Source organism: Gelidibacter sp. (assembly GCF_035515035.1).
Taxonomy (GTDB): domain Bacteria; phylum Bacteroidota; class Bacteroidia; order Flavobacteriales; family Flavobacteriaceae; genus Gelidibacter.
Map to the genome: position 1 here is coordinate 1 of NZ_DATJCA010000117.1, position 25,120 is coordinate 25,120.

The 25,120-nt window shown below is 38.3% G+C and carries 24 protein-coding genes; 14 read left to right on the forward strand and 10 right to left on the reverse strand.

Going from position 1 to position 25,120, the window contains the following annotated elements; genetic code table 11:
• The 5 genes from VLZ86_RS09950 to VLZ86_RS09970 all read left to right on the forward strand — a co-directional run.
• Nucleotides 1-361: GIY-YIG nuclease family protein (locus tag VLZ86_RS09950; protein WP_325450876.1), on the forward strand; the 361-nt coding region annotated here is incomplete at its 5' end.
• Nucleotides 362-572: 211 nt separating this feature from the next.
• Nucleotides 573-1,592, forward strand: coding sequence for a sugar nucleotidyltransferase (locus VLZ86_RS09955; RefSeq protein WP_325450877.1), 1,020 nt, complete (start codon nucleotides 573-575; stop codon nucleotides 1,590-1,592).
• 141 nt (nucleotides 1,593-1,733) lie between these two features.
• Nucleotides 1,734-3,092 (forward strand): tetratricopeptide repeat protein, encoded by a 1,359-nt coding sequence (locus VLZ86_RS09960; RefSeq protein WP_325450878.1) that lies wholly within the window; start codon nucleotides 1,734-1,736, stop codon nucleotides 3,090-3,092.
• Nucleotides 3,092-3,865 carry a DUF4292 domain-containing protein gene (locus VLZ86_RS09965; RefSeq protein WP_325450880.1) on the forward strand — a complete coding sequence of 258 codons (774 nt, stop codon included), beginning with the start codon at nucleotides 3,092-3,094 and terminating at the stop codon, nucleotides 3,863-3,865. Before VLZ86_RS09960 ends, VLZ86_RS09965 begins: the two co-directional genes overlap by 1 nt.
• Nucleotides 3,866-3,924: 59 nt before the next feature.
• Complete coding sequence (locus VLZ86_RS09970) at nucleotides 3,925-5,088, forward strand: murein hydrolase activator EnvC family protein (protein WP_325450882.1); 1,164 nt, start codon at nucleotides 3,925-3,927, stop codon at nucleotides 5,086-5,088.
• A gap of 19 nt (nucleotides 5,089-5,107) precedes the next feature.
• Here the strand turns inward: VLZ86_RS09970 and VLZ86_RS09975 are convergent, their stop codons facing one another.
• Nucleotides 5,108-5,617, reverse strand: a complete 510-nt coding sequence (locus VLZ86_RS09975) for an acyl-CoA thioesterase (protein WP_325450884.1) — start codon at nucleotides 5,615-5,617, stop codon at nucleotides 5,108-5,110.
• 253 nt (nucleotides 5,618-5,870) lie between these two features.
• Nucleotides 5,871-6,824 carry an SPOR domain-containing protein gene (locus tag VLZ86_RS09980; RefSeq protein ID WP_325450886.1) on the reverse strand — a complete coding sequence of 318 codons (954 nt, stop codon included), beginning with the start codon at nucleotides 6,822-6,824 and terminating at the stop codon, nucleotides 5,871-5,873.
• 103 nt (nucleotides 6,825-6,927) lie between these two features.
• Here VLZ86_RS09980 and dprA point away from each other — a divergent pair, with 103 nt between their 5' ends.
• Nucleotides 6,928-8,031, forward strand: coding sequence for a DNA-processing protein DprA (gene dprA / locus VLZ86_RS09985; protein WP_325450888.1), 1,104 nt, complete (start codon nucleotides 6,928-6,930; stop codon nucleotides 8,029-8,031).
• A gap of 311 nt (nucleotides 8,032-8,342) precedes the next feature.
• On the opposite strand, the gene VLZ86_RS09990 is transcribed toward dprA, so the two are convergent.
• The 5 genes from VLZ86_RS09990 to VLZ86_RS10010 all read right to left on the reverse strand — a co-directional run bounded on the left by VLZ86_RS09990 (nucleotide 8,343) and on the right by VLZ86_RS10010 (nucleotide 14,603).
• The gene (locus VLZ86_RS09990) at nucleotides 8,343-10,112 is read right to left on the reverse strand and encodes a MutS-related protein (RefSeq protein ID WP_325450890.1); all 1,770 of its coding nucleotides are present in this window, start codon (nucleotides 10,110-10,112) and stop codon (nucleotides 8,343-8,345) included.
• A gap of 16 nt (nucleotides 10,113-10,128) precedes the next feature.
• A complete protein-coding gene (locus tag VLZ86_RS09995) occupies nucleotides 10,129-11,061 on the reverse strand; it encodes a M28 family peptidase (protein ID WP_325450892.1) in 933 nt (310 codons plus the stop codon).
• 102 nt (nucleotides 11,062-11,163) lie between these two features.
• Nucleotides 11,164-11,910 (reverse strand): succinate dehydrogenase/fumarate reductase iron-sulfur subunit, encoded by a 747-nt coding sequence (locus VLZ86_RS10000; protein WP_325450894.1) that lies wholly within the window; start codon nucleotides 11,908-11,910, stop codon nucleotides 11,164-11,166.
• A gap of 11 nt (nucleotides 11,911-11,921) precedes the next feature.
• Nucleotides 11,922-13,919 carry a fumarate reductase/succinate dehydrogenase flavoprotein subunit gene (locus VLZ86_RS10005; RefSeq protein WP_325450896.1) on the reverse strand — a complete coding sequence of 666 codons (1,998 nt, stop codon included), beginning with the start codon at nucleotides 13,917-13,919 and terminating at the stop codon, nucleotides 11,922-11,924.
• Between the two features lie 12 nt (nucleotides 13,920-13,931).
• A complete protein-coding gene (locus VLZ86_RS10010) occupies nucleotides 13,932-14,603 on the reverse strand; it encodes a succinate dehydrogenase cytochrome b subunit (protein WP_325450898.1) in 672 nt (223 codons plus the stop codon).
• A gap of 273 nt (nucleotides 14,604-14,876) precedes the next feature.
• Between VLZ86_RS10010 and VLZ86_RS10015 the strand changes: the two genes are divergently transcribed.
• On the forward strand, nucleotides 14,877-16,169 hold the full coding sequence (locus VLZ86_RS10015; protein ID WP_325450900.1) for an aminopeptidase P family protein: 1,293 nt from the start codon (nucleotides 14,877-14,879) through the stop codon (nucleotides 16,167-16,169).
• A 115-nt stretch (nucleotides 16,170-16,284) separates the two neighbouring features.
• Here the strand turns inward: VLZ86_RS10015 and VLZ86_RS10020 are convergent, their stop codons facing one another.
• On the reverse strand, nucleotides 16,285-17,607 hold the full coding sequence (locus VLZ86_RS10020) for an aspartate kinase (protein ID WP_325450901.1): 1,323 nt from the start codon (nucleotides 17,605-17,607) through the stop codon (nucleotides 16,285-16,287).
• 103 nt (nucleotides 17,608-17,710) lie between these two features.
• On the opposite strand from VLZ86_RS10020, the gene VLZ86_RS10025 reads away from it, so the two are divergent.
• Nucleotides 17,711-18,367: a hypothetical protein gene (locus tag VLZ86_RS10025; protein WP_325450903.1), complete on the forward strand. Its 657-nt coding sequence runs from the start codon at nucleotides 17,711-17,713 to the stop codon at nucleotides 18,365-18,367.
• Here the strand turns inward: VLZ86_RS10025 and brnQ are convergent.
• Nucleotides 18,345-19,628, reverse strand: coding sequence for a branched-chain amino acid transport system II carrier protein (gene brnQ / locus VLZ86_RS10030; RefSeq protein WP_325450905.1), 1,284 nt, complete (start codon nucleotides 19,626-19,628; stop codon nucleotides 18,345-18,347). The genes VLZ86_RS10025 and brnQ overlap by 23 nt on opposite strands.
• Nucleotides 19,629-19,705: 77 nt before the next feature.
• Between brnQ and VLZ86_RS10035 the strand changes: the two genes are divergently transcribed.
• From VLZ86_RS10035 to VLZ86_RS10045, 3 genes are all read left to right on the forward strand, one after another.
• Entirely contained in the window at nucleotides 19,706-20,482 is a 777-nt protein-coding gene (locus VLZ86_RS10035) for an alpha/beta hydrolase (protein ID WP_325450907.1), read from the forward strand.
• Nucleotides 20,483-20,573: 91 nt separating this feature from the next.
• Complete coding sequence (locus VLZ86_RS10040; protein ID WP_325450957.1) at nucleotides 20,574-20,807, forward strand: DUF1660 family phage protein; 234 nt, start codon at nucleotides 20,574-20,576, stop codon at nucleotides 20,805-20,807.
• Between the two features lie 77 nt (nucleotides 20,808-20,884).
• Complete coding sequence (locus VLZ86_RS10045) at nucleotides 20,885-21,118, forward strand: hypothetical protein (RefSeq protein WP_325450909.1); 234 nt, start codon at nucleotides 20,885-20,887, stop codon at nucleotides 21,116-21,118.
• Between the two features lie 540 nt (nucleotides 21,119-21,658).
• Here VLZ86_RS10045 and thiL read toward each other — a convergent pair.
• On the reverse strand, nucleotides 21,659-22,708 hold the full coding sequence (thiL, locus tag VLZ86_RS10050; protein ID WP_325450911.1) for a thiamine-phosphate kinase: 1,050 nt from the start codon (nucleotides 22,706-22,708) through the stop codon (nucleotides 21,659-21,661).
• Nucleotides 22,709-22,883: 175 nt separating this feature from the next.
• Between thiL and VLZ86_RS10055 the strand changes: the two genes are divergently transcribed.
• From VLZ86_RS10055 to sufB, 3 genes are read left to right on the forward strand one after another with little or no spacing between them, the layout of a single operon-like run.
• The gene (locus tag VLZ86_RS10055; protein ID WP_325450913.1) at nucleotides 22,884-23,213 is read left to right on the forward strand and encodes an iron-sulfur cluster assembly accessory protein; all 330 of its coding nucleotides are present in this window, start codon (nucleotides 22,884-22,886) and stop codon (nucleotides 23,211-23,213) included.
• Between the two features lie 51 nt (nucleotides 23,214-23,264).
• Nucleotides 23,265-23,633 carry a four helix bundle protein gene (locus tag VLZ86_RS10060; protein ID WP_325450915.1) on the forward strand — a complete coding sequence of 123 codons (369 nt, stop codon included), beginning with the start codon at nucleotides 23,265-23,267 and terminating at the stop codon, nucleotides 23,631-23,633.
• 34 nt (nucleotides 23,634-23,667) lie between these two features.
• A complete protein-coding gene (gene sufB / locus VLZ86_RS10065) occupies nucleotides 23,668-25,113 on the forward strand; it encodes a Fe-S cluster assembly protein SufB (RefSeq protein WP_325450917.1) in 1,446 nt (481 codons plus the stop codon).
• Nucleotides 25,114-25,120 lie beyond the last annotated feature (7 nt).

The window sequence follows — 25,120 nt, forward strand, 5'->3', positions numbered from 1 at the left end:
AGGAATAGAATTTAAATCGAGCACTATTAATCCAATTATGGCAACCGTAAAGCTGTGGTATATTTACATAATGACCAATAAAATAAATGGTGTTTTATATATTGGTATATCGGATAATATAGAGGAACGAGTAAAGGAGCACAGATTAAAAGTTTATCCGAAATCATTTACTGCAAAATATAATTGCGACAGATTGGTTTACTTAGAGGAGTATGATAACGGAGTGGAAGCTTTAAATCGCGAGAGAAGTTTGAAGAAATGGAAAAGAGAATGGAAGGTTAGGCTTATTGAAGAGCTGAACCCGGGTTGGATGGATATCAGTTTAAACTGGAATTTGAATTACAATAAATTGCGGGAATGAAGTTGATACAAATAGATACCTGCCTGCGCAGGTATTTGAGTGAACCCGGGTTGGATGGATATCAGTTTAAATTGGAATTTGAATTACAATAAATTAAGAGAATGAGTTTGTAGATACCTGCCTACGCAGGTATTAAGTTTAACATTGTAGATACCTGCCTGCGCAGGCAATATTAACCTAAATAGATACCTGCCTTCGCAGGTAATGAATTATGAAAATAATAGTCCCAATGGCAGGACGTGGTTCACGTTTACGCCCACACACATTAACAGTCCCTAAACCATTAATTCCGGTGGCGGGTCAACCTATTGTCCATCGTTTGGTAAAGGATATTGCCAAAGTTTTAAATCAACCCATTGATGAGATTGCCTTTATTCTTGGGGATCCCGCCTTTTTTGGCGATGAGGTGGTAGAAAGTTTAACCGCATTGGCCACAGAATTAGGAGCCAAAGCATCCATTTACCGTCAAGATCAACCTTTAGGTACAGGTCATGCCATTATGTGCGCCAAAGATTCACTTTCAGGACCGGCGGTGATTGCTTATGCGGACACCTTAATTAGAGCCGATTTCAATTTGGATCCAGAAGCTGACGCCGTGATTTGGGTCAAGCAAGTTGATGAACCAGAAGCGTTTGGAGTGGTCAAACTGAACGATAAGAACGAAATTATAGAGCTGGTAGAAAAACCAAAGGACTTTGTTAGCGATTTAGCGGTTATTGGAATATACTACTTTAAGGATGTGAACGTTCTTAAACAAGAACTCCAAACAGTTTTGGATAATAATATTATCAATGGAGGCGAATATCAGATTAATGATGGGATTAAAGGCATGATGGCGAAAGGCAAAGTCTTTAAAACTGGCGAAGTTGAAGAATGGATGGATTGTGGCAACAAAGCGGTTACCGTAGAAACAAACACGAGAATGTTAGGGTTTTTGCAGGCAGATGGTGAAGAACAAATGATAGCAGCGTCCGTAACTTTAGAAAATTCAAAGGTTATTAAACCTTGTTTTATTGGAGAAAATGTCAGTCTAAAAAACGCGACCATCGGTCCTAATGTGTCTATTGGCAACAATTGCACCATAACCGATGCCACTATAAAAAACAGTTTGATTCAAACCAACAGCTCTATAAAAAACGCTAATTTAGATCAGGCCATGATTGGGAATCACGTCAATTATGATGGGAATTTTAAAACGATTAGTATTGGAGATTATTCTGTATTAGCCTAGTTCCTGCGCCTGCCTGTCGGCAGACAGGAAGGCAGGAAACCTTTAGGTTCAACGCAGTTAATCTTAGAAATCAACCAGAAACTATAAAGTTAACACCATTGGATAAATCTTTAGAATAACATTAGGACGCTTCAGAAAAAAATGAACCACAAGTTCCACATAGTAATACTCCTTTTGGGAATGTTTATCATTTCTCAAACCTCTCATGCCCAAGTTGATTTCAACCAAAAACCAACCGATGACCTTGGGAATGTTGAAGACCAATTTCAAGAGTATTTTTTTGAAGCCCTTAAGCAACAGGGCATTGAAAATTACCAACGTGCTATTGATGCCCTTTTAAAATGTAGAAAACTGGATGATAAACCTGTGGTGTATTATCAATTGGGCAAAAACTACAACAAACTTAAAAATTTTGGGGCTGCGGAAGAGGCCTTAAAAAGAGCGGTGGCCAAAGAACCGGATAACGAGTGGTATCTAGATGAACTTTATGAGGTATATAACCAACAGGGCGACACTAAAAATGCCATAAAAACAGTCAGACAATTAGTAAAATACCATCCAGACTATAGACAGGATTTGGCCTCTTTATACATCAAAAACAAAGATTATAAAGACGCTTTAAAACTGTTGGATGAACTAGATAAAGAGTTTGGTATTAGTGCTGATCGAGATTATTTGAGAAATCAAGTCTATACCCTAACGGGACGTGATGGTGCCCGCATTGAAAATCTAGAAGGGCGTCTCAATCAGGATCCTGAAAACGAAACCAATTACCTGGCACTTATTTATAGATATAGCGAAAGCGGAGAAACAGAGAAAGCCTTTCAAACTGCACAAAAATTATTAGAAGTGCATCCAGAATCGAAGTTGGTACATTTGGCCTTGTACAAGTTTTATTTGGACCAAAACCAGACAGAAAATGCAATTGCATCAATGAAAATAGTTTTGACGGCTCCAGAAATTAATCCTGATGCCAAAACAAAAGTGCTCAACGATTTTATAAACTTTGTGTCCAAGAACCCAGAACATGAAAAAGATCTTGTTGATATCACAGCGCTGATTGATGACAATAAAAGCTTTCAAACCTTGGTGGAACTGGCACAATACTATTTAAAACTTCAAGACAAACCAAAGGCATTGATGTATTTTGAGGACGCCTTAAAACTGGAACCAAATAACTTTTCGGTCATAAAGGATGCCTTGTTGCTCCAAATAGACTTAAATCAGGAGGAAAAGGCCATCATAAAAAGTGAACAGGCTTTAGAACTTTTCCCGGCACAACCCATTTTGTATTTGATCAATGGGGTAGCCCACAATAAAATGAAACAGGCTAAAAAAGCCATCACAAGTTTAGAAACTGGACTGGATTATGTGATAGAAGATCCAAAAATGGAAGCCGATTTTTATACACAGCTCAGTCTTGCCTATAAGCTCAATAATAATAATTCCAAATCTCAAGCCTTTGCCAAAAAGGCGGCTGCACTAACAAATCAAAATTAATGAGACTTTACAAATTAAGTGTTTTACTACTTATATTAGGTTTGAGTGTAGGCTGTAGATCTACCAAAACCCTAACTTCCGATGCGGTCATCGACAAAAGCATGACCACAAAACAAATCATCAGGGAGAATGGAAAACAGGATGTGCGGTTTAAAACCTTACAAGCTAAAGTCCGTATTGATTATACCGAAGGCAATAAAGCTAATGGAACTACGGTAACCCTGAGGATGGAAAAGGATAAGACCATCTGGATGAGTGCACCTCTGGGGATGGCACGTGTGATGATTACCCAAGATAGCGTCAGGTTTTATGAGAAACTCAACAATCAGTATTTTGATGGTGATTTTTCACTCTTGACTAAAATTTTAGGCACCGATATTGACTTCGAAAAGATTCAGAACATCTTTCTTGGCGAACCCATTTTTGATTTGAAGGCAGATACCTATGTCACAGCTCCCAATGACTCCTCTTATGTGCTGCATCCCAAAGACCAACGCGCTATGTTTGAGTTGTTCTTCTTGATTAATCCAGGGTTTTTCAAATTGGATTCACAACAGTTGTATCAACCTTTGGAGAAACGGATGCTACAGATAGATTACAAGAAATATCAAGAGGTGAGCAAGCAAATATTTCCTGAAAACATTCGTATCATTGCAGTGGAAAAAAATGATGAAATCATCATCGATCTCGATTTTAAATCGATATATCTAAACGGCGAGGTCCGTTTCCCATTCACCATTCCGTCAGGATATAAAGAAATTGAACTTGAATAATGCGCAACCGTCCTAATATATTCCGATTGATCTTAATTTTTTGCTTGTGTACGTTCGCTATGAACGCACAAAGTAAAAAGCAGCAGGAATTGGAGGCAAAACGTCAATCTATTCTGAAGGAAATTCAACAGATCAACAACTTGCTTTTTACCACTAGGAAAGAGGAAAAATCTATTATTACAACGGTTGAAGATTTGAACTATAAGGTGAATGTGCGTAAGAACCTCATTAAAGTCACCAATGACCAAGCGAATTTATTGACCAGGGAAATCAACACCAATCAGAAACAAATAAGCAGTCTGCGCGATCAATTGAAATATTTGAAGGAAGATTATGCCGCCATGGTGGTTAAATCCTACAAAAGCAAATCAGAACAAAGCCGCGTGATGTTTTTACTGTCCTCAGAGAACTTTAAACAGGCCTACAAGCGACTTCAGTACATTAGGCAATATACAGACTACCAAAAGGAGCAAGGCGAGGAAATCAAGCGTAAAACGGAAAAACTGCAAGAACTGAACACCACATTACTTCGGCAGAAAAAAGACAAGGACAGATTGGTGGAAGAAAACCGATTGGCAAAACAACGTTTGGAAGCCGATGTGAAAGAGCATGAAAAGCTTATGGCTTCCGTAAAGAAAAACTTGAGCACTTATGCCTCCCAAATCAAGGCCAAACAGCAGGAAGCCGATAGAATTGACCGAGAAATTGAAAAGCTGATTAGAGAGGCCATTGCAGCTTCCAATAAAAAAGCAGGCAAATCTGAATCTGCTTCCAAAGGATTTGCGTTGACCCCTGAAGCGAAAGCCTTGGAGGCGAGATTTGAGAGCAATAAAGGAAAATTGCCTTGGCCAGTGCGTACCGGAGTCATTAAAGTGCGTTATGGAAAACAACGGTCTTCCATTGACAATACGGTGGAAATCAATAGTAGCGGCATCAGGATTGCGACGGATAAAAACGCCAAGGTTAGAGCCGTTTTTAATGGTGAGGTGTTAGCAGTACAGGGAACAAAAACCGGTAATCCTTGGGTTTTGATCCAACATGGTAACTATATATCGGTGTATAAAAATCTGTCAAAAGTGTATGTGGTAAAAGGGGATAAAGTCACTACCAACCAAGATGTTGGCGAAGTGTTTACAGATCCCTCCAATGGCGAATCCCTCTTGTGGTTTCACATCTTTAAGGACTCAAAATTTCAGGACCCTTCCGCTTGGATAGTGAGGTAATCTTATGAAAAAACTCCCCTTACTGAAATAATGCCTTGAGCTCTGTTGCCTCGTTCGGCTTCATTTTTCCTGCCAATACCAAGCTTAATTGTTTGCGTCTCAGTGCCGCTTCAAAGCGTTCTTTTTCCAAATCAGTTTCTGGAACGATGGCATCTATTGGGGTTGGGCGTCCCGTTTCATCCACAGCAACAAAAGTATAAATGGCCTCATTGGCCAAGGATCTAACTCCAGATTCGCGGTCTTCAATCCACACATCAATATACACTTCCATAGAGGTTTTAAATGCTCTAGAAACCTTCGCCTCTACAGTCACGACACTTCCTAGCGGAATGACTCTATTAAAGGCAACGTGATTAACAGAGGCGGTCACGACAATACGTCGGCTGTGACGTCTTGCGGCAATACTTGCAGCCCGATCCATTCGCGCCAACAATTCGCCACCAAACAAATTGTTTAGTGGATTGGTTTCACTTGGGAGTACCAAATCGGTCATTATACAGACGGAATCATTTGGGTGTTTGGGTTGCATGACATGTGTTTTTGAATTGCAGGTGCAAAGATAGGTTGGATTTGTGATTTTTTGCCACAAATGCGCGAATGATGATGAAGTTTTTTCATCGACTTTGTCGTTGAGGTTTTTGAAAGTAACCCATAACTCACCCAAAATTCAAAGAAAAAACTGACTATAAAGGTCAAGTAATTCTCGAATATTTATGAGAATGCATCCATTCGTAAATCGTAACTTTTAGATAGCGCTTGGGAAAATTCAGAAATCGTAATTCCTACTCAAGGTCCCTTACCAACAACCAAGCTTCCTTGTTGTAGTTCTGGCGAATATCACGTAAGGCTACCAAAGCGTCGTTGCTATTTTCATAACTTGAATAAACCACTTCGTGTAGACCGTATTTGTTAACGCCAATTTTTCTGGCCTTGAAGCCGAGTTCTTGGAGTTGTTCCACCTTTTTATCAGAGTTCTCCTCAATTCTAAAAGCACCAGCAATAATATGGTATTTGCCCTGTTGTTTTTCAACCTTCAAGGTAGCAGCAGGTAAAGGGTTTTCAATGACAAAGGTTGCTTCTTGTACTTTGGCGTCCAATTGTACATTAGCAGCTTCTTGAGCCAATTGATTATGGGTTTCTACCTGATTATTGTAAAGGCTTGAAGCTGCAAATCCGCCAAGGGTTAACGCAATAAGTGCTACCGCAGCATATTTGAGATAAGGTCTTGAAGTTGCTGTTGTTGTAGCCCGTCTTTCTGGAGTGATGGAAATTGGAATCACATCTTCGAGCGATTCTACTTGTTGCCTATAAACTTCACGATTAACGTTGGAAGATTTGAATTCCGTAAGCCCAAAAGCCTCCGTTAAATAATTGCTGTTCTGGGACGGCTCAAAAACTACCTTACCATCATCGTTTAAAATCAAATCTCCAATAGTACTAAAACTAAGTGTTTCACCTTCAGCTAAAAAAGATTTGATCGATTTGACCTGTTTGCTAATTTTCTGAACGGCAACTTCATAGGGAATCTTTTCCGCATCAGAAATATAACTGGCCAAAAGCCCGTCATTATGCTGTAATTGCTCATTAAATGAAATGACCTTTTTAGGCGGAAAAAAGGTATGGCTACTCTCATCAATTTTTGCCGAGACACGTTTGGTCAAAAAAGCCCCAAATTCCGGAATCGTTACGCAGTCGTAACGGTAGAGTAAATCGCTTATGTAAGTTTCTATATGCATTGAAACAAAGTTATGAATTTTTGATTTTGTTGGAAATTAAACACCTACTATTTATTAACATTGCTTAAGTTTAAACTGTTTATCCTCTTAATCAATCCTATAGATGTCAGATCAGGACTTAATTTACATTCTTGCGCTACAAAATGTGCCCAAAATAGGGGACATTACTGCAAAAAAGTTGATTGCACATTGCGGATCAGCGGAAGCAGTGTTGAAGGAAAAGCGAAATCACCTTCTTAAAATTGACGGAATTGGGAGTGGCATGTTGCAGAATGTTAATAACAAAATGCATTTGCTTGCTGCAGAAGCCGAATTGAAATTTATCAGGGAGAATGATATCCTATGCTTATATTTTAAGGATCACAACTATCCTGAAAAACTAAAACACTGTATTGACGGACCGATCCTTTTATTTCAATCCGGGACTATTAATCTGAAACAACAACGATTGATCAGTATTGTGGGTACTCGTAAGATCACCTCTTCAGGCGTGGCATTTTGTGAACAACTCATTGAGCAGTTGGCCGTTTTCAACCCTGTGATTATTTCAGGATTTGCTTACGGTACGGATATTACCGCCCAAAAAGCAGCATTAAAACACCATCTACAAACCGTGGGCTGTTTGGCGCATGGCCTGAATCAAGTCTATCCAAAAGTGCATAAGAGATACGTGGCGGAAATAGAAAAAAAGGGTGGGTTTCTAACCGAATTTTGGAGCACCTCCAATCCTGAACGAGAGAATTTTTTAAAGCGCAACCGGATCATTGCCGGGATCAGTGAAGCGACCATCGTTATTGAATCTGCTGAAAAAGGAGGAAGCTTGGTTACGGCCGATATTGCGAATTCCTATAATCGCGATGTTTTTGCCGTTCCTGGACGAACCACAGATTCGCAAAGTACGGGCTGTAATAACTTGATTAAATTTCAAAAAGCACATTTATTATCCCTTCCGATGGATGTGCCCTATATTTTAAATTGGGAATTGGAAAATGAAAAAAAACCGGCAATCCAAAAACAATTGTTTGTTGAATTGGATGCTGATGAGAAAATCATCTATAATTTCCTAAAAGCCATTGAACCGCAACTGCTGGATGTTATTGCTTTGGAATGTGAAATGCCAATTTTCAAAGTGGCGGGCGTACTTTTGAACATGGAGCTCAAAGGAGTGATTAGACCGTTACCTGGAAAATTATTTGAGGTCATCTGACCAATTCCTGCCCAGGCCGGAAACCTTTAGGTTCAACGTAATTAATCTTGGGAAATAGAAGTGGAATCTTTATCTCATAGTTAAATCAAAACTTAAATCCACTTTGATTACATTTTTCTATTCTTGAAAATAAATCTCAAGATGCTCTGTAATAGATGCTCTACTTTATTGCATCAAACGGAATGTGAAAAACCCTTCCGTCCTTGAGCTCTCTATGGCGCTCATATCCAGAAGGAATTAAATAATGCTCTTGTTATCTTTGATAGTTTGATGTAATAAAAATGCTTTTTGAATAATAGTAATGCAAAACTTTAAATGATTTCCATCTTCTTCAATAAGAAACTCGCATTCATGTTTTTGCATACCCCAGTTTTGAAGGTGTAATCAAAATAGAGTTCATCATTTATGATTTCTGCGTCAAAATAGTAATTTTTGACTTCTTCCAGTTCGTTTTCTATTTCACACAAACTTAAATCGTGGGTAGCAATGATTCCGGTAGCATTTGACGCCACCAGTTTTTCAACAAACTTGCGGGAGCCGATGGCTTTATCGGTACTATTCGTACCTTTTAAAATTTCATCCAAGATGATGAAATAGGGTTCGGTTTGAATGGCGTCTACGATGAACTTAAGACGTGTCAATTCTGAAAAAAAGTAAGAACTATCATCCGTTAAGGAATCACTCGTCCGCATGCTTGTAATGAGTTTTACAGGATTGTAAACGCTTGAGCTTGCACAAACAGGCAGTCCAACATTGGCCATAACAATATGTAGGGAAACCGTTCTTAAGAAGGTGCTTTTTCCTGCCATATTGGCGCCGGTAACGATGAAGAATTGTTCATTATCAATGGTTAAATCATTATCAACGCGCTTTTCGGTTTTTAGTAATGGATGGCCTAGCTGTTTGGCATTGATAACATGATCGCCGTCGGTGATGGTTGGAAATACATAATGGGGATGGTTAAAGGCATAATTCCCCAAACTATTATAAGCATCAAAAAAGGAAACCACCTCAAACCAGTCTTCTACTTTATCCTTGTAGGCGATAAGCCATTGCTCCACTTTATAACTGTTTTTTAAATCGGTCAATAAAAACCCATTTCCGAAAATGGCTGATATTAAATTGTTCCGATTATCTAAGGCATCTAATGCTTGAGAGAGTTTGGTGAAAATAACGGATGCTTTTTCTGATTGAGATCGAATGTTTTTTTGTTTTTCAGATAGTAATTCGGAAGTGAAGACCTCGTTTTCAATTTGCTTCAGCAGTAAAGTGTATTGTTTGAAGGTGTCTTTAACTTTTTCCGTATGGAAGGATAATTCGTTGATTTTCTTTAAATAGGCACCTGTAATTAATAGCCCTAATAGCAGCCAATAACCTAAAAAACCAATGCTGATGACTTGAAAAAAGAACAATGAGAACATGATGACTGTTCCACCTAAAAAGGCGTAAGGAAACCATTGCATAACCTTTGGTAAAAAAGAGTTGTGATTTTTAAGCCAACTGATAATTGTTTCAGCAGTAGTTTCTACTTTTATCAAACTTGCCGTAGCAGAATAGAGTTGTCGCCACTCCGGTTTTGAAGCGAGTTCTTTAATGGCTTCTTGACGTTGAACGATCGCATTAACTGAGTTTGCTTTAAGTGCGTCAGCTAATTTTTGAGTACCCTCATCAATAACGGTTCTATTGAGAAATTGAAAAAATGATCCCCGTCCAAATAAATCAATGTCTAAGCTGTAGAAGTGTGAAGGCTCTTGAAACTTCTGGCCTTGATCTCGATCATGAAAATTGCCAGAACCAATTGCTTGTTCTGTTTCATTAATCTCTATCAGCGCTTTTTTAAGGGCTCTCTGTCCTTTAATATCGGTGTATTTGGACAATAGTGCTACAAACACAACGATACCGACCATAGCGATCCCAGCGGTAACTTGCCAATTGGAAAATGTTAAGTAAATGCCTAATCCCGTAAGTAAAAACACTAAAATACGCAACATACTTAGGAGCGTCATTTTTTTATATAGGGCATTCGCTTCGGCTTGGTAGCGCTCAACGTTTTGTTGGTAATAGGTTGTGGGGTGATCCATACGTGAAAAGTTTTATTTAAAAGGGCATCGCGTCTAGTGTTATGAAAATTGAAATTATGGTTTTTACCGCATTTTTGTAAAATTCTGGATGGATATTTTCAAAAGTATCGGTTGGTTTATGATAGTCTTGATGGTCTTCTACTCCGAAGTATAGAAAGGGAATATTATTTTGATGAAACGGGGCCTGATCTGAAGACATCGTCCAGTTTTCTAAACCATCGTTACCATCATGGCCCATTAAAAGTGATAATTTATCAGAATTTTTATAGTTTGAAATGGCTTTTTTTAAGCTGTCGTTAAATGCTGTTCCAACCACATAAAGTTGATTGTTGTCGTTGCGGCTAATCATGTCCATATTCAAATTAAGCTTAATATGTTTTAGCGGCACAATAGAATTGGCAACAAAATAACGTGATCCGGAAAGACCTAATTCTTCTGCATCAAAAGCTGCCAGAATAACTGAATGTTCGGGCGGATGGGTTTCAAAATATTCAGCAAAGGCAAATAATGCAGCTACACCCGAGGCGTTATCATCAGCGCCATTATAAATTTGATTGTTTTTTATGCCTTCGTGATCATAATGCCCACTGACCACAATATAATCTTCAGGATGTTTTGAGCCTTTAACATAGCCCAAAATATTGACGCCTGAATACGATTTCCCTCTAGAAATAAACGAGAATGATTGCTGATAGTCCCGCGTAAAAGGTAGCACCTTCAAATTTTTAAACTTTTTAATGATATGATTTTTTGCTTTTTCGGCACCTGCAGTACCTGTGCGTCGGCCTTGAAATGCATCGGAAGACAAGGTTTTTAGTTGAAAAATCAAACTGTCCGTATTAAAAGGGAATGGTTTTTCAAAGGTATTTGCTCTATTAAGTTCCTGTGCGTCTGAAACCTTAATAAAACCAAAAAAGGCAAAAATTGTAAGCCATATAATGTGCTTCATAGTAGTTGGGATTTAAAGGATAAAGAAACAAAAAATCCCAATGATGAATTGGGATTTTATGAGTTATTAATACCTTCCCGTTTTGGGGAGGTTAGGAAAACACTATCCTTTTAAACTTGCAGCAAGATATTCGCGGTTCATTCTTGCGATATATTCCAAGGAAATTCCTTTTGGACATTCCACTTCACAAGCGCCCGTATTGGTACAGTTACCAAAACCTTCTTCATCCATTTGTTTTACCATGTTCAAAACACGTTCAGTGGCTTCTATCTTTCCTTGTGGTAATAAGGCAAATTGAGATACTTTAGCAGCGACGAACAACATGGCCGAAGAGTTTTTACAACTCGCCACACAGGCGCCACAACCAATACAAGTTGCCGCTTCAAATGCTTCGTCAGCATCGTGTTTGTTTATTGGAATGGCATTCGCATCAATGGTGTTTCCAGAGGTATTTACTGAAATGAATCCACCAGCATGCTGGATCCTGTCAAATGAACTTCTGTCTACAACCAAATCCTTAATTACAGGAAATGCATTGGCTCTAAATGGTTCGATAAAAATGGTATCACCATCCTTGAACATACGCATATGCAATTGACAAGTGGTGATCCCTTTATCGGGGCCATGTGGTTCGCCATTAATATGTAGTGAACACATCCCGCAAATTCCTTCACGACAGTCGTGGTCAAATGCCACAGGATCTTCACCTTTATTGATTAAGTTTTCGTTTAAAATGTCCAACATTTCCAAGAAGGACATATCGCCATCAATTCCATCGATTTGGTAATCGACTATTTTTCCTTTCGTTTCGGCGTTTTTTTGACGCCATATCTTTAAAGTTAATTTCATAACGTTCCTTCTTATTTATAACTTCTTTCTTTCACTTCAATATTCTCGTATACCAAGTCTTCCTTATGAAGCACGGCATCTTTTGGTGCACCTTTATATTCCCATGCGGCAACATATTGGAATTCTGGACGTCTTAAAGCTTCTCCTTCTTCGGTTTGGAATTCTTCCCTAAAATGGCCTCCTGCAGATTCCTCTCTTTCGAGAGCATCTTTGGCAAAAAGCTCACCCAATTCTAAATAGTCAGCTACGCGCATCGCTTTGGCCAATTCTTCATTGTATTCGTTTTGAGTTCCTGGAACTCTTACATCTTTCCAAAATTCTTCACGAAGCGCTGCAATTTCAACAATGGCTTCTTTTAAACCTTGAGCATTTCGGGCCATTCCACACTTGTTCCACATGATCTTTCCAAGTCTTTTATGGAAATGATCCACAGAATGTGCGCCATTATTATTGATTAAGTGCTCTAAGTTATCTTTTACGCTTTTTTCAGCTTCATCAAATTCTGGAGTATCGGTTGGGATTTTACCAGTTCTAATATCTTGAGATAAATAATCTCCAATGGTATATGGCAATACAAAATAACCATCTGCCAACCCTTGCATTAATGCCGATGCACCAAGACGGTTGGCACCGTGATCAGAGAAGTTAGCTTCTCCAATACAATAAAGTCCAGGGACATTGGTCATCAAGTTGTAATCTACCCAAAGACCGCCCATGGTATAATGCACTGCAGGATAAATCATCATTGGGGTTTCATACGGATTCTGATCTACAATTTTCTCGTACATCTGAAAAAGGTTACCATATTTTTCTCTGATAACTTCCTGTCCAAGTCTTTTGACCACTTTAGGATCATTTTCATCAAAACCTTTCACGTGCGCACGTTCTTTTCCGTAACGTTCAATAGCTGAAGCGAAATCAAGATAGACAGCTTCCCCAGTTTTGTTAACACCGTAACCAGCGTCACAACGTTCTTTTGCTGCACGAGAGGCCACATCACGAGGCACCAAGTTTCCAAAAGCTGGATAACGACGCTCTAAGTAATAGTCTCTATTTTCTGCAGGAATATCTGTAGGTTTTAATTTGCCTTCTCTAATGGCCAGAACATCATCCATGTTTTTTGGTACCCAAATTCGACCGTCATTACGGAGCGATTCAGACATCAAAGTCAATTTCGATTGATGGTCACCAGATACCGGAATACAGGTTGGGTGAATTTGTGTGTAACACGGATTTGCAAAGAAAGCACCACGTTTGTGAGCTTTCCAGGCAGCAGTCACGTTACTTCCCATGGCATTGGTAGATAAGAAGAACACGTTTCCGTAACCTCCCGTACCCAAAACAACAGCATGTGCAGAGTGACGCTCCACTTCTCCGGTGACTAAATTTCTTGCGATTATGCCTCGTGCTTTTCCTCCAATTACAACCACGTCCAACATTTCATGACGATTGTACATGGTAATTTTTCCACGGCCAATTTGACGGTTCATGGCTGAATAAGCGCCTAATAATAACTGTTGACCTGTTTGACCAGCAGCATAAAAAGTACGTGACACCAATACCCCACCAAAGGAGCGGTTGTCTAAATAACCACCATATTCACGGGCAAAAGGAACTCCTTGTGCAACACATTGGTCAATAATATTTGCCGAAACTTCAGCCAAACGATAGACGTTAGCTTCTCGAGAACGGTAATCACCACCTTTTACGGTATCATAAAACAATCTGTAGGTAGAGTCACCATCACCTTGATAGTTTTTTGCAGCATTAATTCCCCCTTGTGCAGCAATAGAGTGCGCACGACGTGGCGAATCCTGAAAACAAAAAGCCTTTACGTTATAGCCTAGCTCTGCCAAGGTTGCAGCCGCAGAGCCACCTGCCAATCCTGTTCCAACCACGATAACATCAATGTTACGTTTGTTTGCAGGGTTAACAAGATTAATGTTGTTTTTATAATTAGTCCACTTATCAGCAAGTGGACCTTCTGGTATTTTTGAATCTAAAGCCATATTAGATGTTTTTTAGTTGAAGTGATGATAGAGAGCGATGAAAATAAATCCTAATGGGATGATTATGGCATAAGCCTTTCCAAATCCTCTTAATCCTCTTGTATATTTATTATTGGCGCCCACCGACTGAAATGCCGAACTGAACCCATGTAATAAGTGTAATGACAAAAACACAAACGCCAAACAATAAAGCGCTACGCGCCATACGTCCACAAATTTGTGCTGTAGGTGTTCATAATAGCGGTACTCACCATTTGCAAGCAATCCCGACATGTCGCCATCAATGAATTTGATTTCAATTTCAGGTAACCAAAAATCATAAAAATGAAGTCCCAAGAACAATAGAATCACTGCACCTGTGTAAATCATGTTTCTGCTCATCCAAGTAGAATTGGCATTGCCATTATATTTGACATACCCAATACTTCTTGCGTTTCTGTTTCTTATTTCCAGCACCATGCCCATCACAAAGTGAAAAATAACCCCCAGAATTAGAATAGGTTGCGCAATATATTGCACCACCCAATTCGTTCCCATAAAGTGAGATGCGTCGTTAAAAACGTCTGCACTTAACACAGAAAGGATATTGATTGCAAAATGCTGTACTAAGAAAATCATGAGGAAGAATGCCGAAAGCGCCATGGCAAACTTTCTTCCAACTGAAGAATTAAAAATTCCGCCCATCTTTTGAAGTTAGTTTAATGTGATACAAAGATACGTTTCAAACGATTGAATGGCAAGAAATAGATTTAATTATACTTATTTGGAATGAGTTTAATTAAAGAGAAAGATCCAACTGTTTTAAAAATCTATGGAAGGCATCAGTCGTTTGGTTTGGTAATTTAAAATTAAACATAATGAAAGTGTCAGCAAAATATGAGGTTAAAAGTTTCATAAAAGAGTATCAGAATTTTTTAGCAGGCTCTAAATCTGTAATTTTGTAAAAATGACAGACCTATGAAATACGAGAAAATTGACTCTAAACTTTTTATAAAAAACCGAAAAAACTTTATGGCTCAGATGAAGCCGAGTAGTTTGGCGGTTTTCAATTCTAATGATATTTATCCCATCAGTGCAGATAGCACTATGCCATTTCAGCAACATCGTGACATTTTTTATTTGAGCGGTGTGGATCAAGAGGAAAGTATTTTGGTGCTTTTTCCTGATTGTCCAAATGAAAAGCATCGTGAAATTTTATTTTTGAAAGAAACCAATGCTCATATTGCGGTTTGGGAAGGAGAGAAGTTGACCAAGGAAGCAGCTTTTGAAACCTCGGGGGTCACAACTGTTTATTGGTTGCAGGACATGGAGAAAATAATGTTCGAATTGATGTCGCAATGTGATACCATATATATCAATACCAACGAGCATTATCGCGCCAGCGTAGAAACGGAAACCCGAGAAGACCGGTACACAAAATGGTTAAAAGAAAAATATCCTGCGCATTCTGTAGCAAAGAGCAATCCTATTTTACAGCGTTTACGCTCTGTGAAAGATCAAATAGAGCTTAATCTGATGCAAAAAGCTTGTGATATTACTGAGAAAGGCTTTAGACGACTTTTAGGCTTTGTGAAACCAGGTGTCTGGGAATACGAAATTGAAGCGGAACTGATGCACGAATTTTTGCGTAACCGCTCCAAAGGATTTGCCTATACGCCAATTATAGCGGCTGGGAATAATGCGAATGTTTTGCATTATGTGGTGAATAATCAGCAATGTAAAACTGGCGATTTGATTCTATTGGATGTTGGTGCAGAATATGCCAATTATTCAAGTGATATGACACGAACCATACCAGTATCCGGGAAATTCTCCAAGCGTCAAAAGGACGTTTATAACGCCGTCAACCGTGTGAAAAATGAAGCTCAAAAAATGTTGGTTCCGGGAACCATTTGGGCAGACTATCATATAGAAGTTGGAAAAATCATGACTTCAGAATTATTAGGTCTAAAATTATTAGACAAAGCCGATGTTAAGAATGAAGACAAAGATTGGCCAGCCTATAAGAAATATTTTATGCACGGCACCAGTCATAATATTGGTTTGGATACGCATGACTACGGAATTTTGACGGAGCCAATGCAAGCAAATATGGTGTTTACAGTTGAACCCGGAATTTATATTCCTGAAGAGGGCTTTGGCATTCGTTTGGAAGATGATTTGGTGATTCAAAAGAAAGGCGAACCATTTAATTTGATGGGAAATATCCCTATTGAAGCGGAGGAGATTGAGGAATTAATGAATTCATAAAATAATTATTGTAGAGGCTGTTTGCCAATTGTAGAGGCTCTTTGAAAGAGCCTCTTACTATTTCAACCTGATTGGCTTCCATACAAAACAATGCGGTAAGCCACAATCAGATTTTTTATGCCGGCACCAAATCAAACACATACCGATTGAGCTTTCTCAAAGTTTCAATCTTATCGCCCGTGTTGATCAATAATGAAATATTGTTGCTGCTGCCGCCATAAGAAATCATTCTAACATTGACATCTTGCAGAATCTGGAATAATTTTGGCGTATCCGGATGATAGACAATATGATGTCCAACAAGACAAACAATCGTTCTAAAACTATCGACTTCCACCTTTGCGAATTTTTCCAACTCGGTTACAATCTCAGACAGATTTTTGGTGTCATCAATCGTGAGTGAAATGGCAATTTCTGAAGTTGTAATCATATCAATAGATGTTTCGTGTTTCTCGAAAATCTCAAATACCTTTTTTAAGAACCCGTGCGCCAACAGCATTCTAGCCGATTTAATTTTGATGGCTGTAATACCATCCTTAGCAGCAATGGCTTTGATACCTTCTCCATAGACATCATTAGTAATTAAAGTTCCATGAGAAACGGGTGAGTTGGTATCCTTTAACCGTACCGGAATGTTTAAATCCCTTACCGGTGTGACGGTTTGTGGATGTAAGATTTTGGCGCCAAAATAGGCCAATTCTGCCGCCTCATCAAATGAAAGGTTAGAAATGGCATGGGTTTCCGGTACAAAACGCGGATCGTTATTATGGAAGCCATCAATATCCGTCCAGATTTGAACTTCTTTAGCGTGTAAAGCAGCACCAATAATCGTAGCAGTATAATCGCTTCCACCACGTTGTAAATTGGCAATCTCTCCGTCAGCATTCAAACAAATAAAACCTTGGGTAATATAGATGTCAGCTTCGGGAAGTTCATTTATGATCCGATTGAAATTTTGACGGATGTAGAAACAGTCAGGTTCATTGGATTTGTCTACTCGCATAAAATCCAATGCAGGCAACAAACACGCATTAAGGCCTTCTTGCTGTAAGAACCGACTAAATATAAAAGTGGACAATAGCTCGCCTTGGGCTACTATTTTATTTGAAAGCGTCGTCGAATAACTGACGTTGACCGTAGCTTTAAGCATGTCGAAGATGGAACTGACATATAGATGTGCTTCCTCTCTTAGATTAGGTTGATGAATTAATTGATTCACCGTTTGTATATAAGTTTTATGAAGATCAGAAATCAGATCCAATGCGTTTTCTATTTCCTTATACTTTATGCACTCTGAAATAGTGACCAGCGCATTGGTAGTTCCTGACATAGCAGATAATACGACCACCTTACGTTGGCCATCATTAATGATGTTTTTGACATTGGTCATGTTTTCTATTGACCCGACTGAGGTGCCTCCAAATTTTAATACAAGCATAATTCTGATTTTTTTATCGAGCGAAAATAGGCGCAACCTATCTTTCTACCATGAAAATTAAAAAATTTGACTAATTTTAGACAAAATGTTATATAATTAACAGATGCGTACAATTACAGCTTGTGTCAATGAGATTTTAATCGCTCAACCGTTTTTGGAAGAAGCGTTGTCCAGAGGTATTATCAATTATTCTGCTTTGGCGGAAGAGTTGGTGGCTCCAATTAGTGAGATGCTGAAGAAACCGATAAAATCTGGCGCCGTAATGATGGCCTTGCGCCGATATCAATCACCTATGGATTTTGGAAACTCCCAAAAACTCAAACGCGTGATTCAAAACTTAGGCGATATTACCGTAAGATCCAATTTAACCGATTTCACCTTTCAAAATTCCAAAACCTTAAGCTATAGCCACTCCAAAATATTGGAACAAATGGATCGTTTTTCTAACGTGTTCTATGCGTTTACTCGGGGTATTTACGAGAGTAATATCATCATCTCAACGTCTCAAAAACATAATATTTTAAAGAGTTTTCAAAATGAGATTTTACTGGGTGAAAAGGCAGAGTTATCGGCAATTACCATAAGCTTGCCTTCTGATAACTCAAAAGTCACAGGTCTTTATTATCAGATTTTTAAACGCTTGGCTTGGGAAGGGATTGCGCTCTATGAAGTCGTTTCTACCACCAATGAATTTACCATCTTGGTGGAAGATGAGGTTGTGGACAGGGCGTTTTCGGTCATGAAGCGTTTGAAGGATTAATATGTTCAAAGGCATTCAAGAGTGCAAACACTAAAAGTGATGGCAGCAACCAACCCAAATTGAATTGCCCCAATGGAATAAAATCGATGACAGTGTTCAGGTTTTCGGAAGGCAGCAATATTTTCAGAAAATCGGGGATGCTAAATATGAAGGCAGTGATAACAACCCCCCTAAAAACTAAGGATGTTGCCCATTTTTCTGGAATAGTATTCAGCAAAATTAAAATGATGGTAATGGGATAAATAAACATCAGCGCTGGAATAGCGATGTCAATGATATAACCAACATCAAATTGCCCCATGATTATGCCTAATAAACTGCCTATGATTGCGGTTAGGGTGTACACCTGTTTAGAGTTATTGAATAAGCCTTTAAAGTAATCGGCGGTGCCGGTAATGATTCCCACGGCAGTGGTAAAACACGCCAAAGCAATCAATATGCTCAACAAGCTGGCCCCCGCGCTTCCCAGTGTTTTGTTGCCTAATGCCAAGAGTAATTCCGGTCTTGTGACAGTGGTTGGGAATTCTGAATTGTGCAAAGATCCTATCAAAATAAGACCGGTATAAATAACGAACAAACCAAAGCCAGCCACTAATCCGGCTTTGAAAATAAGTTTCCTTTTTTCATTAAAGGATTGCGAACTGTTTAAGTTGATAGAGATGATCAATACCGCTCCTACGACCATGGCGGCAAGCGCATCAAAGGTTTGATAGCCTTCTAAAATGCCATCCACTAAAGGCATTTGGAGTTGTGAGGGTTGCATGCTCCCGGTAGGCATAAAAACGGCAATACCTATGATTGCCAACAAGATGGCGATAATGATTGGAGTCAAGTATTTGCCCAAGAGATCCAAAACTTTTGAGCGGTTCATTACAAAAACAAATACCAAGATAAAATAGATGCTGCTGGTGAGCAAGCCGCTGCTCTCAAAAAATGGAGCAATTGCCATTTCGTGGGTTACGGAAGCCGTCCTTGGGGCGGGTAATATAATGCAGATGGCATAAACTAAGATACAATAGATAATACTGAATACATGGGATACTTTTTTACCAAAATCGTACATCGTACCCTGCAATTTGGCGTGTGCCATAATTCCAAACAGTGGAATTGCCACTGCAGTTATCACAAAACCGATGGTCACCAAAAACCAGTCAGGACCTGCATTGAATCCCAGAAATGGTGGTAATATTAAATTTCCGGCTCCAAAAAACATCGAAAATAATGCGAAGCCGGTAATAAGTATGTCCTTCGTTTTATTCATCTCATAAATACTATAATGTCTTCACAGTTTGCTTCTTCCTTCAAACTCTTTATATCTTTGCCGAATATACTTCAAATATGATTTTACAGTACAAAAATATTCCAATTTATTATAATGATGATGGTGAAGGAAAAGCAGTGGTTTTACTCCATGGCTTTATGGAAACCTCTGCCATGTGGAAAGATTTGGTTGCAGTAATTAAAACTGGTCATAGAGTTATCACCATAGACTTGTTGGGTCACGGAAGATCAGGCTGTTTGGGTTATATCCATACCATGGAAATGATGGCTGATGCGGTTGTATTTGTTTTGAACCATTTGAAGATAGAAAAGTCATTTTTTATCGGGCATTCTATGGGCGGTTATGTGACTTTAGCACTTGCTGAAACCTTTCCTGAAAGGTTTTATGCACTTTGTTTGATGAATTCTACCCCCTTTGCGGATAGTCTTGACCGTCAAATTAACAGGGATCGCGCTATCAAGGTTGTAAAGCAAAATCATAGAAATTTCATAAGAATGTCAATTTCCAATTTGTTTAACCCTGACCATAGAGAAAAGTTTCACAAAGAAATTGAGACCATAGTGTTGAACGCGATGGAAATGCCCGTTCAAGGCATTGTCGCTGCATTGGAAGGAATGAAAATCAGAAAAGACAGAAGAAATGTACTTAAACAACTAGCAGTTTACAAGATGGCTATTCTTGGTCAAAAAGACCCTGTTATAGAATTCGATAACTTAAGCACACAACTAACTGAATTAGAGGTGGAAATTATCGAATTTCCTGACGGACATATGTCGCACATAGAAAATAAATATGAATTTACTGACATTATTAAACACTTCATCGAAAATTGATACGGTTTAACGTTAGTTTAGGATATTTTTTTTAAGTTAGGCATCTCTAACCAGAATAACCATGAAAAAAACCAGTAATGCCCCAGCCCCAATGAAGCTTTATTGTAGCCTTTTTGGTCACAATTATGAGGTTTCAAAAAAAGTCACTTCACACGTTAAAGAGTATACCTGTAAGTGTTGCAAAAAACAACTGACTACCAACAGTAATGGAGATTTGACCGAGTTAACTCCTAAATTTAGAGAAATCAACTCTATTTTAGAAGAGATGTACCTACGAAGATCCCTCCGTTCACAGGAAAAAATGTACAGTTCATCGATATATTAGAGCTGAAGATCAGCTTATTGTTTTGATTTTTATATATTTAGATATCCTCTAAAATAATAATTAAAACTAATTGTCAAGTGAAAACTGTCTATTGTTCTATTTTTGGACACAACTATGTTGTTTCCAAAAAAATCACGTTTCACGTCAATGAGTATCAATGTACACATTGCCGTGCACAAATGACCACTAATAGCAACGGCGAATTAATTCCGTTGACCCCAAAGTTCAAGGAGATCAACTCTGTTCTTGAACGTATCCATAAAAGACGAAAATTTAAAAGGTTGGAAGGTTTGCTCATTTTTGAGCATTGATCTATAATCTGATCAATTACTTTCTTAAGCAAGGGCTTCATCTCATTTATAAGTGATTTAAGAAGCTTAGAAAAGCCGGATAGAATTTTGTCATTTCAAAAACTCCTCAAACGGGCATTTTGATGGTTCCACAGGCCCTAAAGTGAAGTATTAACTTGCCTGCTCTTAAGGTTTTTAAAACATTTATGTATTCTTAAAATTGCAGATTCTCTAAAGGTCCAAAGTAACGTATTTTTCCGATTTTAGTTTTTATTAAAAGCTTAACACATAATTTTCTCAATTCTAATTCGTTTTGATTATCATGTTGGTTGTCCTAAAATCTTGAGTTTTGAAAAATATATATTGTAGATTATTTAATCATGACCTCATTATAAAAAATGAAATTACCAAATTCGTCAAGGAATACAAATGTTTACGCTGTGGTATGCAATTCACCACTAGTGATAAAGGGGAGCTTATACCTTTGACGGATAAGAGGCGGGAAATTAATACCGTATTAAAAAACCTCTACAACAAAAGGCGTAAACTTAAACAAAAAGCTTATTGATCTTTTAATGCATTCCAGCCTTTCGCAATTAATGGAATAAGTGCATCACTGCGTGTTATTAAGTGCATGCCTTGGTCTTTGTCGGTCATGTAGCCAATCACCGTCAAATTAGGGTTTCCTTTAATCTTAGGAAAATCTTCTTGAGAGATGGTCATCAACAATTCATAATCCTCTCCACCATTTAAGGCAATGGTTGTACTGTCAATATTAAATTCTTCACAGGTAGAAATAACTTGTGGATCTAACGGGATCTTGTTTTCATACAATACGGCACCTACTTCACTTTGCTTACATAAATGGATGATTTCAGAAGATAAACCATCGCTAATATCAATCATCGAAGTAGGTTTTACTTTTAAATCCTTTAAAAGCTTGACTATATCCTTACGTGCTTCTGGCTTCAATTGGCGTTCCACAATGTAGGTGTATGGCTCTAAGTCTGGCTGATTGTTTGGGTTGACCTTAAATACCTCTTTTTCACGTTCCAAAATTTGAAGTCCCATATAGGCCGCGCCTAAATCGCCAGTAACCACCAACAAATCGTTGGGTTTTGCACCACTTCTGTAAACAACATCATTTTTGTTGACTTCCCCAACTGCAGTTATAGAAATGATTAATCCTGTTGTAGAAGAGGTCGTGTCACCACCAACCACATCAACCCCATAAATTTTAGAAGCAGTTTCAATACCAGCATAAAGTTCTTCCAAGGCTTCCAACGGGAATCGGTTGGATATGGCAATGCCAATCGTCACCTGCGTCGCATTGGCGTTCATGGCATAAACATCAGATAAATTGGCAATCATCGCTTTATAGCCCAAATGTTTTAAGGGCATATAGCTCAAATCAAAATGCACATGCTCCACCAATAAATCTGTGGTAATCACAACCTGTTTCGATTTAAAATCTAAAACAGCAGCATCATCACCAATGCTTTTGATTGTGGATTTCTGAGTCACTTCAAAATGTTTGGTCAAATGATCTATAAGACCAAATTCACCTAATTCACTAATAGGTGTACGGGATTGATTTTTATCTTCTATCATGATGCAAATTTAGGGATATAGCTTAGAAAACACCAATCATTTTTCGGAATAATTCTACGCGGTCGGGTATCTAAAAAACCAATAGTGCCATTTAGGAATATATTGAAAAGTTCCATGGAATTACCCTTCTTATATTGTATATTTGTCCTCTATTTAGAAATAATCTTAATAAGGAATGATAAAAGTATCTGAAACAGCTAAAAAAAAGGTCATTGAACTCATGAGTGAAGATGGCTTTGACTCTGCGACCGACTTTGTACGCGTTGGTGTAAAAAGTGGCGGTTGTTCAGGGTTATCCTATGATTTGAAATTTGATAAATCACAAAGAGATGAGGATAAGGTCTTTGAAGATAATGGTGTCAGAATTGTTATTGATAAGAAAAGTTTTTTATACCTCATTGGTACAACCCTTGAATATTCAGGCGGTTTAAATGGTGCAGGGTTTGTGTTTAATAATCCAAACGCAAATCGCACATGCGGGTGTGGGGAATCTTTTTCTCTATAAAGATTCAAGGTTTAAAATTCAAAGTTGGCAACTATTAAGTAATTTGAAGATTTGGACATTTGGAAATTATCGAGAACACGTTGTGACGACATTCAGAAAGTTGCAAATAGAACGGAATTAAGAAAGGATTATAAACTTTACAGTCAAATTGACGGATCATCGGGTTCAGTCATGGACAATATCGCTGAAGGATTTGAACGAAATGGTAACAAAGAATTTATTCAGTTCTTATCAATTTCAAAAGCTTCATGCGGCGAAACAAGATCTCAACTCTATCGTGTTTTTGATAGAGGTTTTATAACGATGGAAGAGTTTATAGAACTTAAAGAGCAAACTTTAGTTTTAAGTAAAATGATTGGTGGGTTTCTGAACTATCTAAAGAAGAGTGATTTTAAGGGGAGCAAATACATTGCAGAATAGCCCAATTTTGAATAATGAATATTAAATTCGGAACATGAAGTATACAGAAGACGATTTAAGAGAAGAATTAAAAACCAAGGAGTACGAATATGGATTTTACACTGATATTGAATCCGATACGTTTGAGCCTGGTTTAAATGAAGAGGTTGTTCGCGCTATTTCTTTGAAAAAAGAAGAACCGGAATGGATGACTGAGTGGCGTTTGGAAGCTTTCCGAGCATGGGAAAAGATGATTGAGCCAGAATGGGCTAATGTCACTTATGAAAAACCAGATTTTCAGGCCATTTCCTATTATTCAGCGCCTAATACCAAGCCTAAATATGACAGTTTAGATGAGGTGGATCCTCAATTATTGGAAACTTTCAAGAAATTGGGAATTTCTATGGATGAGCAGAAGATGTTGGCGGGCGTTGCTATGGATGTTGTAATTGACTCCGTTTCCGTTGCTACAACCTTTAAAAAGTCATTGGATGAGAAAGGCATTATTTTTTGCTCGATCAGTGAAGCCATACAAAAACATCCTGACTTGGTCAGAAAATATATTGGTACTGTCGTGCCACGGACGGATAATTTCTATGCGGCTTTAAATTCGGCAGTCTTTAGTGATGGCAGTTTCTGTTATATTCCAAAAGGCGTACGTTGTCCCATGGAATTATCAACCTATTTCCGAATCAATCAAGGTGGAACGGGGCAATTTGAAAGAACCCTTTTAATTGCGGATGAAGATAGCTACGTGAGTTATTTGGAGGGATGTACGGCACCAAGTCGTGATGAAAACCAATTACACGCAGCTGTAGTAGAATTGATTGCTATGGATGGTGCGGAAATAAAATATTCTACTGTTCAAAACTGGTATCCTGGAACTGCTGAGGGTAAAGGCGGTGTTTTTAACTTTGTAACCAAAAGAGGTATTTGTGAGAAAAATGCTAAAATCTCTTGGACACAAGTTGAAACTGGTTCTGCGGTGACTTGGAAATACCCAAGCTGTATCTTAAAGGGAGATAATTCGGTAGGCGAATTTTACTCTATCGCAGTGACCAATAATCACCAACAAGCAGATACAGGAACAAAAATGATCCATTTGGGTAAAAATACCAGATCGACCATTATTTCAAAAGGTATTTCAGCTGGAAAATCTCAAAACTCCTATAGAGGTTTGGTTCAAATTGGACCTAGAGCAGACAACGCCCGTAATTTTTCAGAATGTGATAGTTTGCTAATGGGGAATGATTGTGGTGCACATACCTTCCCATATATTGAAGTGAAAAATAAATCGGCAATTATAGAACATGAAGCCACAACAAGTAAAATTGGTGAAGACCAGATTTTTTACTGTAACCAACGTGGAATCAGTACTGAAAAAGCCATTGCGCTAATTGTTAATGGATTCAGTAAGGACGTGTTGAATAAATTACCGATGGAGTTTGCAGTGGAAGCTCAGAAATTATTGGAAATAAGTTTAGAAGGTTCAGTAGGATAGTGATTAA

Coding starts and splice junctions, on each gene's coding strand:
- VLZ86_RS10035 (WP_325450907.1), top strand. CDS start 19,706: ATGATTTTACAGTACAAAAATATTCCAATTTATTATAATGATGATGGT.
- VLZ86_RS09990 (WP_325450890.1), bottom strand. CDS start 10,112: ATGGATCACCCCACAACCTATTACCAACAAAACGTTGAGCGCTACCAA.
- VLZ86_RS09975 (WP_325450884.1), bottom strand. CDS start 5,617: ATGCAACCCAAACACCCAAATGATTCCGTCTGTATAATGACCGATTTG.
- VLZ86_RS10015 (WP_325450900.1), top strand. CDS start 14,877: ATGAAATACGAGAAAATTGACTCTAAACTTTTTATAAAAAACCGAAAA.
- thiL (WP_325450911.1), bottom strand. CDS start 22,708: ATGATAGAAGATAAAAATCAATCCCGTACACCTATTAGTGAATTAGGT.
- VLZ86_RS09970 (WP_325450882.1), top strand. CDS start 3,925: ATGAACGCACAAAGTAAAAAGCAGCAGGAATTGGAGGCAAAACGTCAA.
- VLZ86_RS10055 (WP_325450913.1), top strand. CDS start 22,884: ATGATAAAAGTATCTGAAACAGCTAAAAAAAAGGTCATTGAACTCATG.
- VLZ86_RS10010 (WP_325450898.1), bottom strand. CDS start 14,603: ATGGGCGGAATTTTTAATTCTTCAGTTGGAAGAAAGTTTGCCATGGCG.
- VLZ86_RS09965 (WP_325450880.1), top strand. CDS start 3,092: ATGAGACTTTACAAATTAAGTGTTTTACTACTTATATTAGGTTTGAGT.
- VLZ86_RS10000 (WP_325450894.1), bottom strand. CDS start 11,910: ATGAAATTAACTTTAAAGATATGGCGTCAAAAAAACGCCGAAACGAAA.
- dprA (WP_325450888.1), top strand. CDS start 6,928: ATGTCAGATCAGGACTTAATTTACATTCTTGCGCTACAAAATGTGCCC.
- VLZ86_RS10025 (WP_325450903.1), top strand. CDS start 17,711: ATGCGTACAATTACAGCTTGTGTCAATGAGATTTTAATCGCTCAACCG.
- VLZ86_RS09955 (WP_325450877.1), top strand. CDS start 573: ATGAAAATAATAGTCCCAATGGCAGGACGTGGTTCACGTTTACGCCCA.
- VLZ86_RS09960 (WP_325450878.1), top strand. CDS start 1,734: ATGAACCACAAGTTCCACATAGTAATACTCCTTTTGGGAATGTTTATC.
- VLZ86_RS10020 (WP_325450901.1), bottom strand. CDS start 17,607: ATGCTTGTATTAAAATTTGGAGGCACCTCAGTCGGGTCAATAGAAAAC.
- VLZ86_RS09995 (WP_325450892.1), bottom strand. CDS start 11,061: ATGAAGCACATTATATGGCTTACAATTTTTGCCTTTTTTGGTTTTATT.
- VLZ86_RS09980 (WP_325450886.1), bottom strand. CDS start 6,824: ATGCATATAGAAACTTACATAAGCGATTTACTCTACCGTTACGACTGC.
- VLZ86_RS10040 (WP_325450957.1), top strand. CDS start 20,574: ATGAAGCTTTATTGTAGCCTTTTTGGTCACAATTATGAGGTTTCAAAA.
- brnQ (WP_325450905.1), bottom strand. CDS start 19,628: ATGAATAAAACGAAGGACATACTTATTACCGGCTTCGCATTATTTTCG.
- VLZ86_RS10005 (WP_325450896.1), bottom strand. CDS start 13,919: ATGGCTTTAGATTCAAAAATACCAGAAGGTCCACTTGCTGATAAGTGG.
- sufB (WP_325450917.1), top strand. CDS start 23,668: ATGAAGTATACAGAAGACGATTTAAGAGAAGAATTAAAAACCAAGGAG.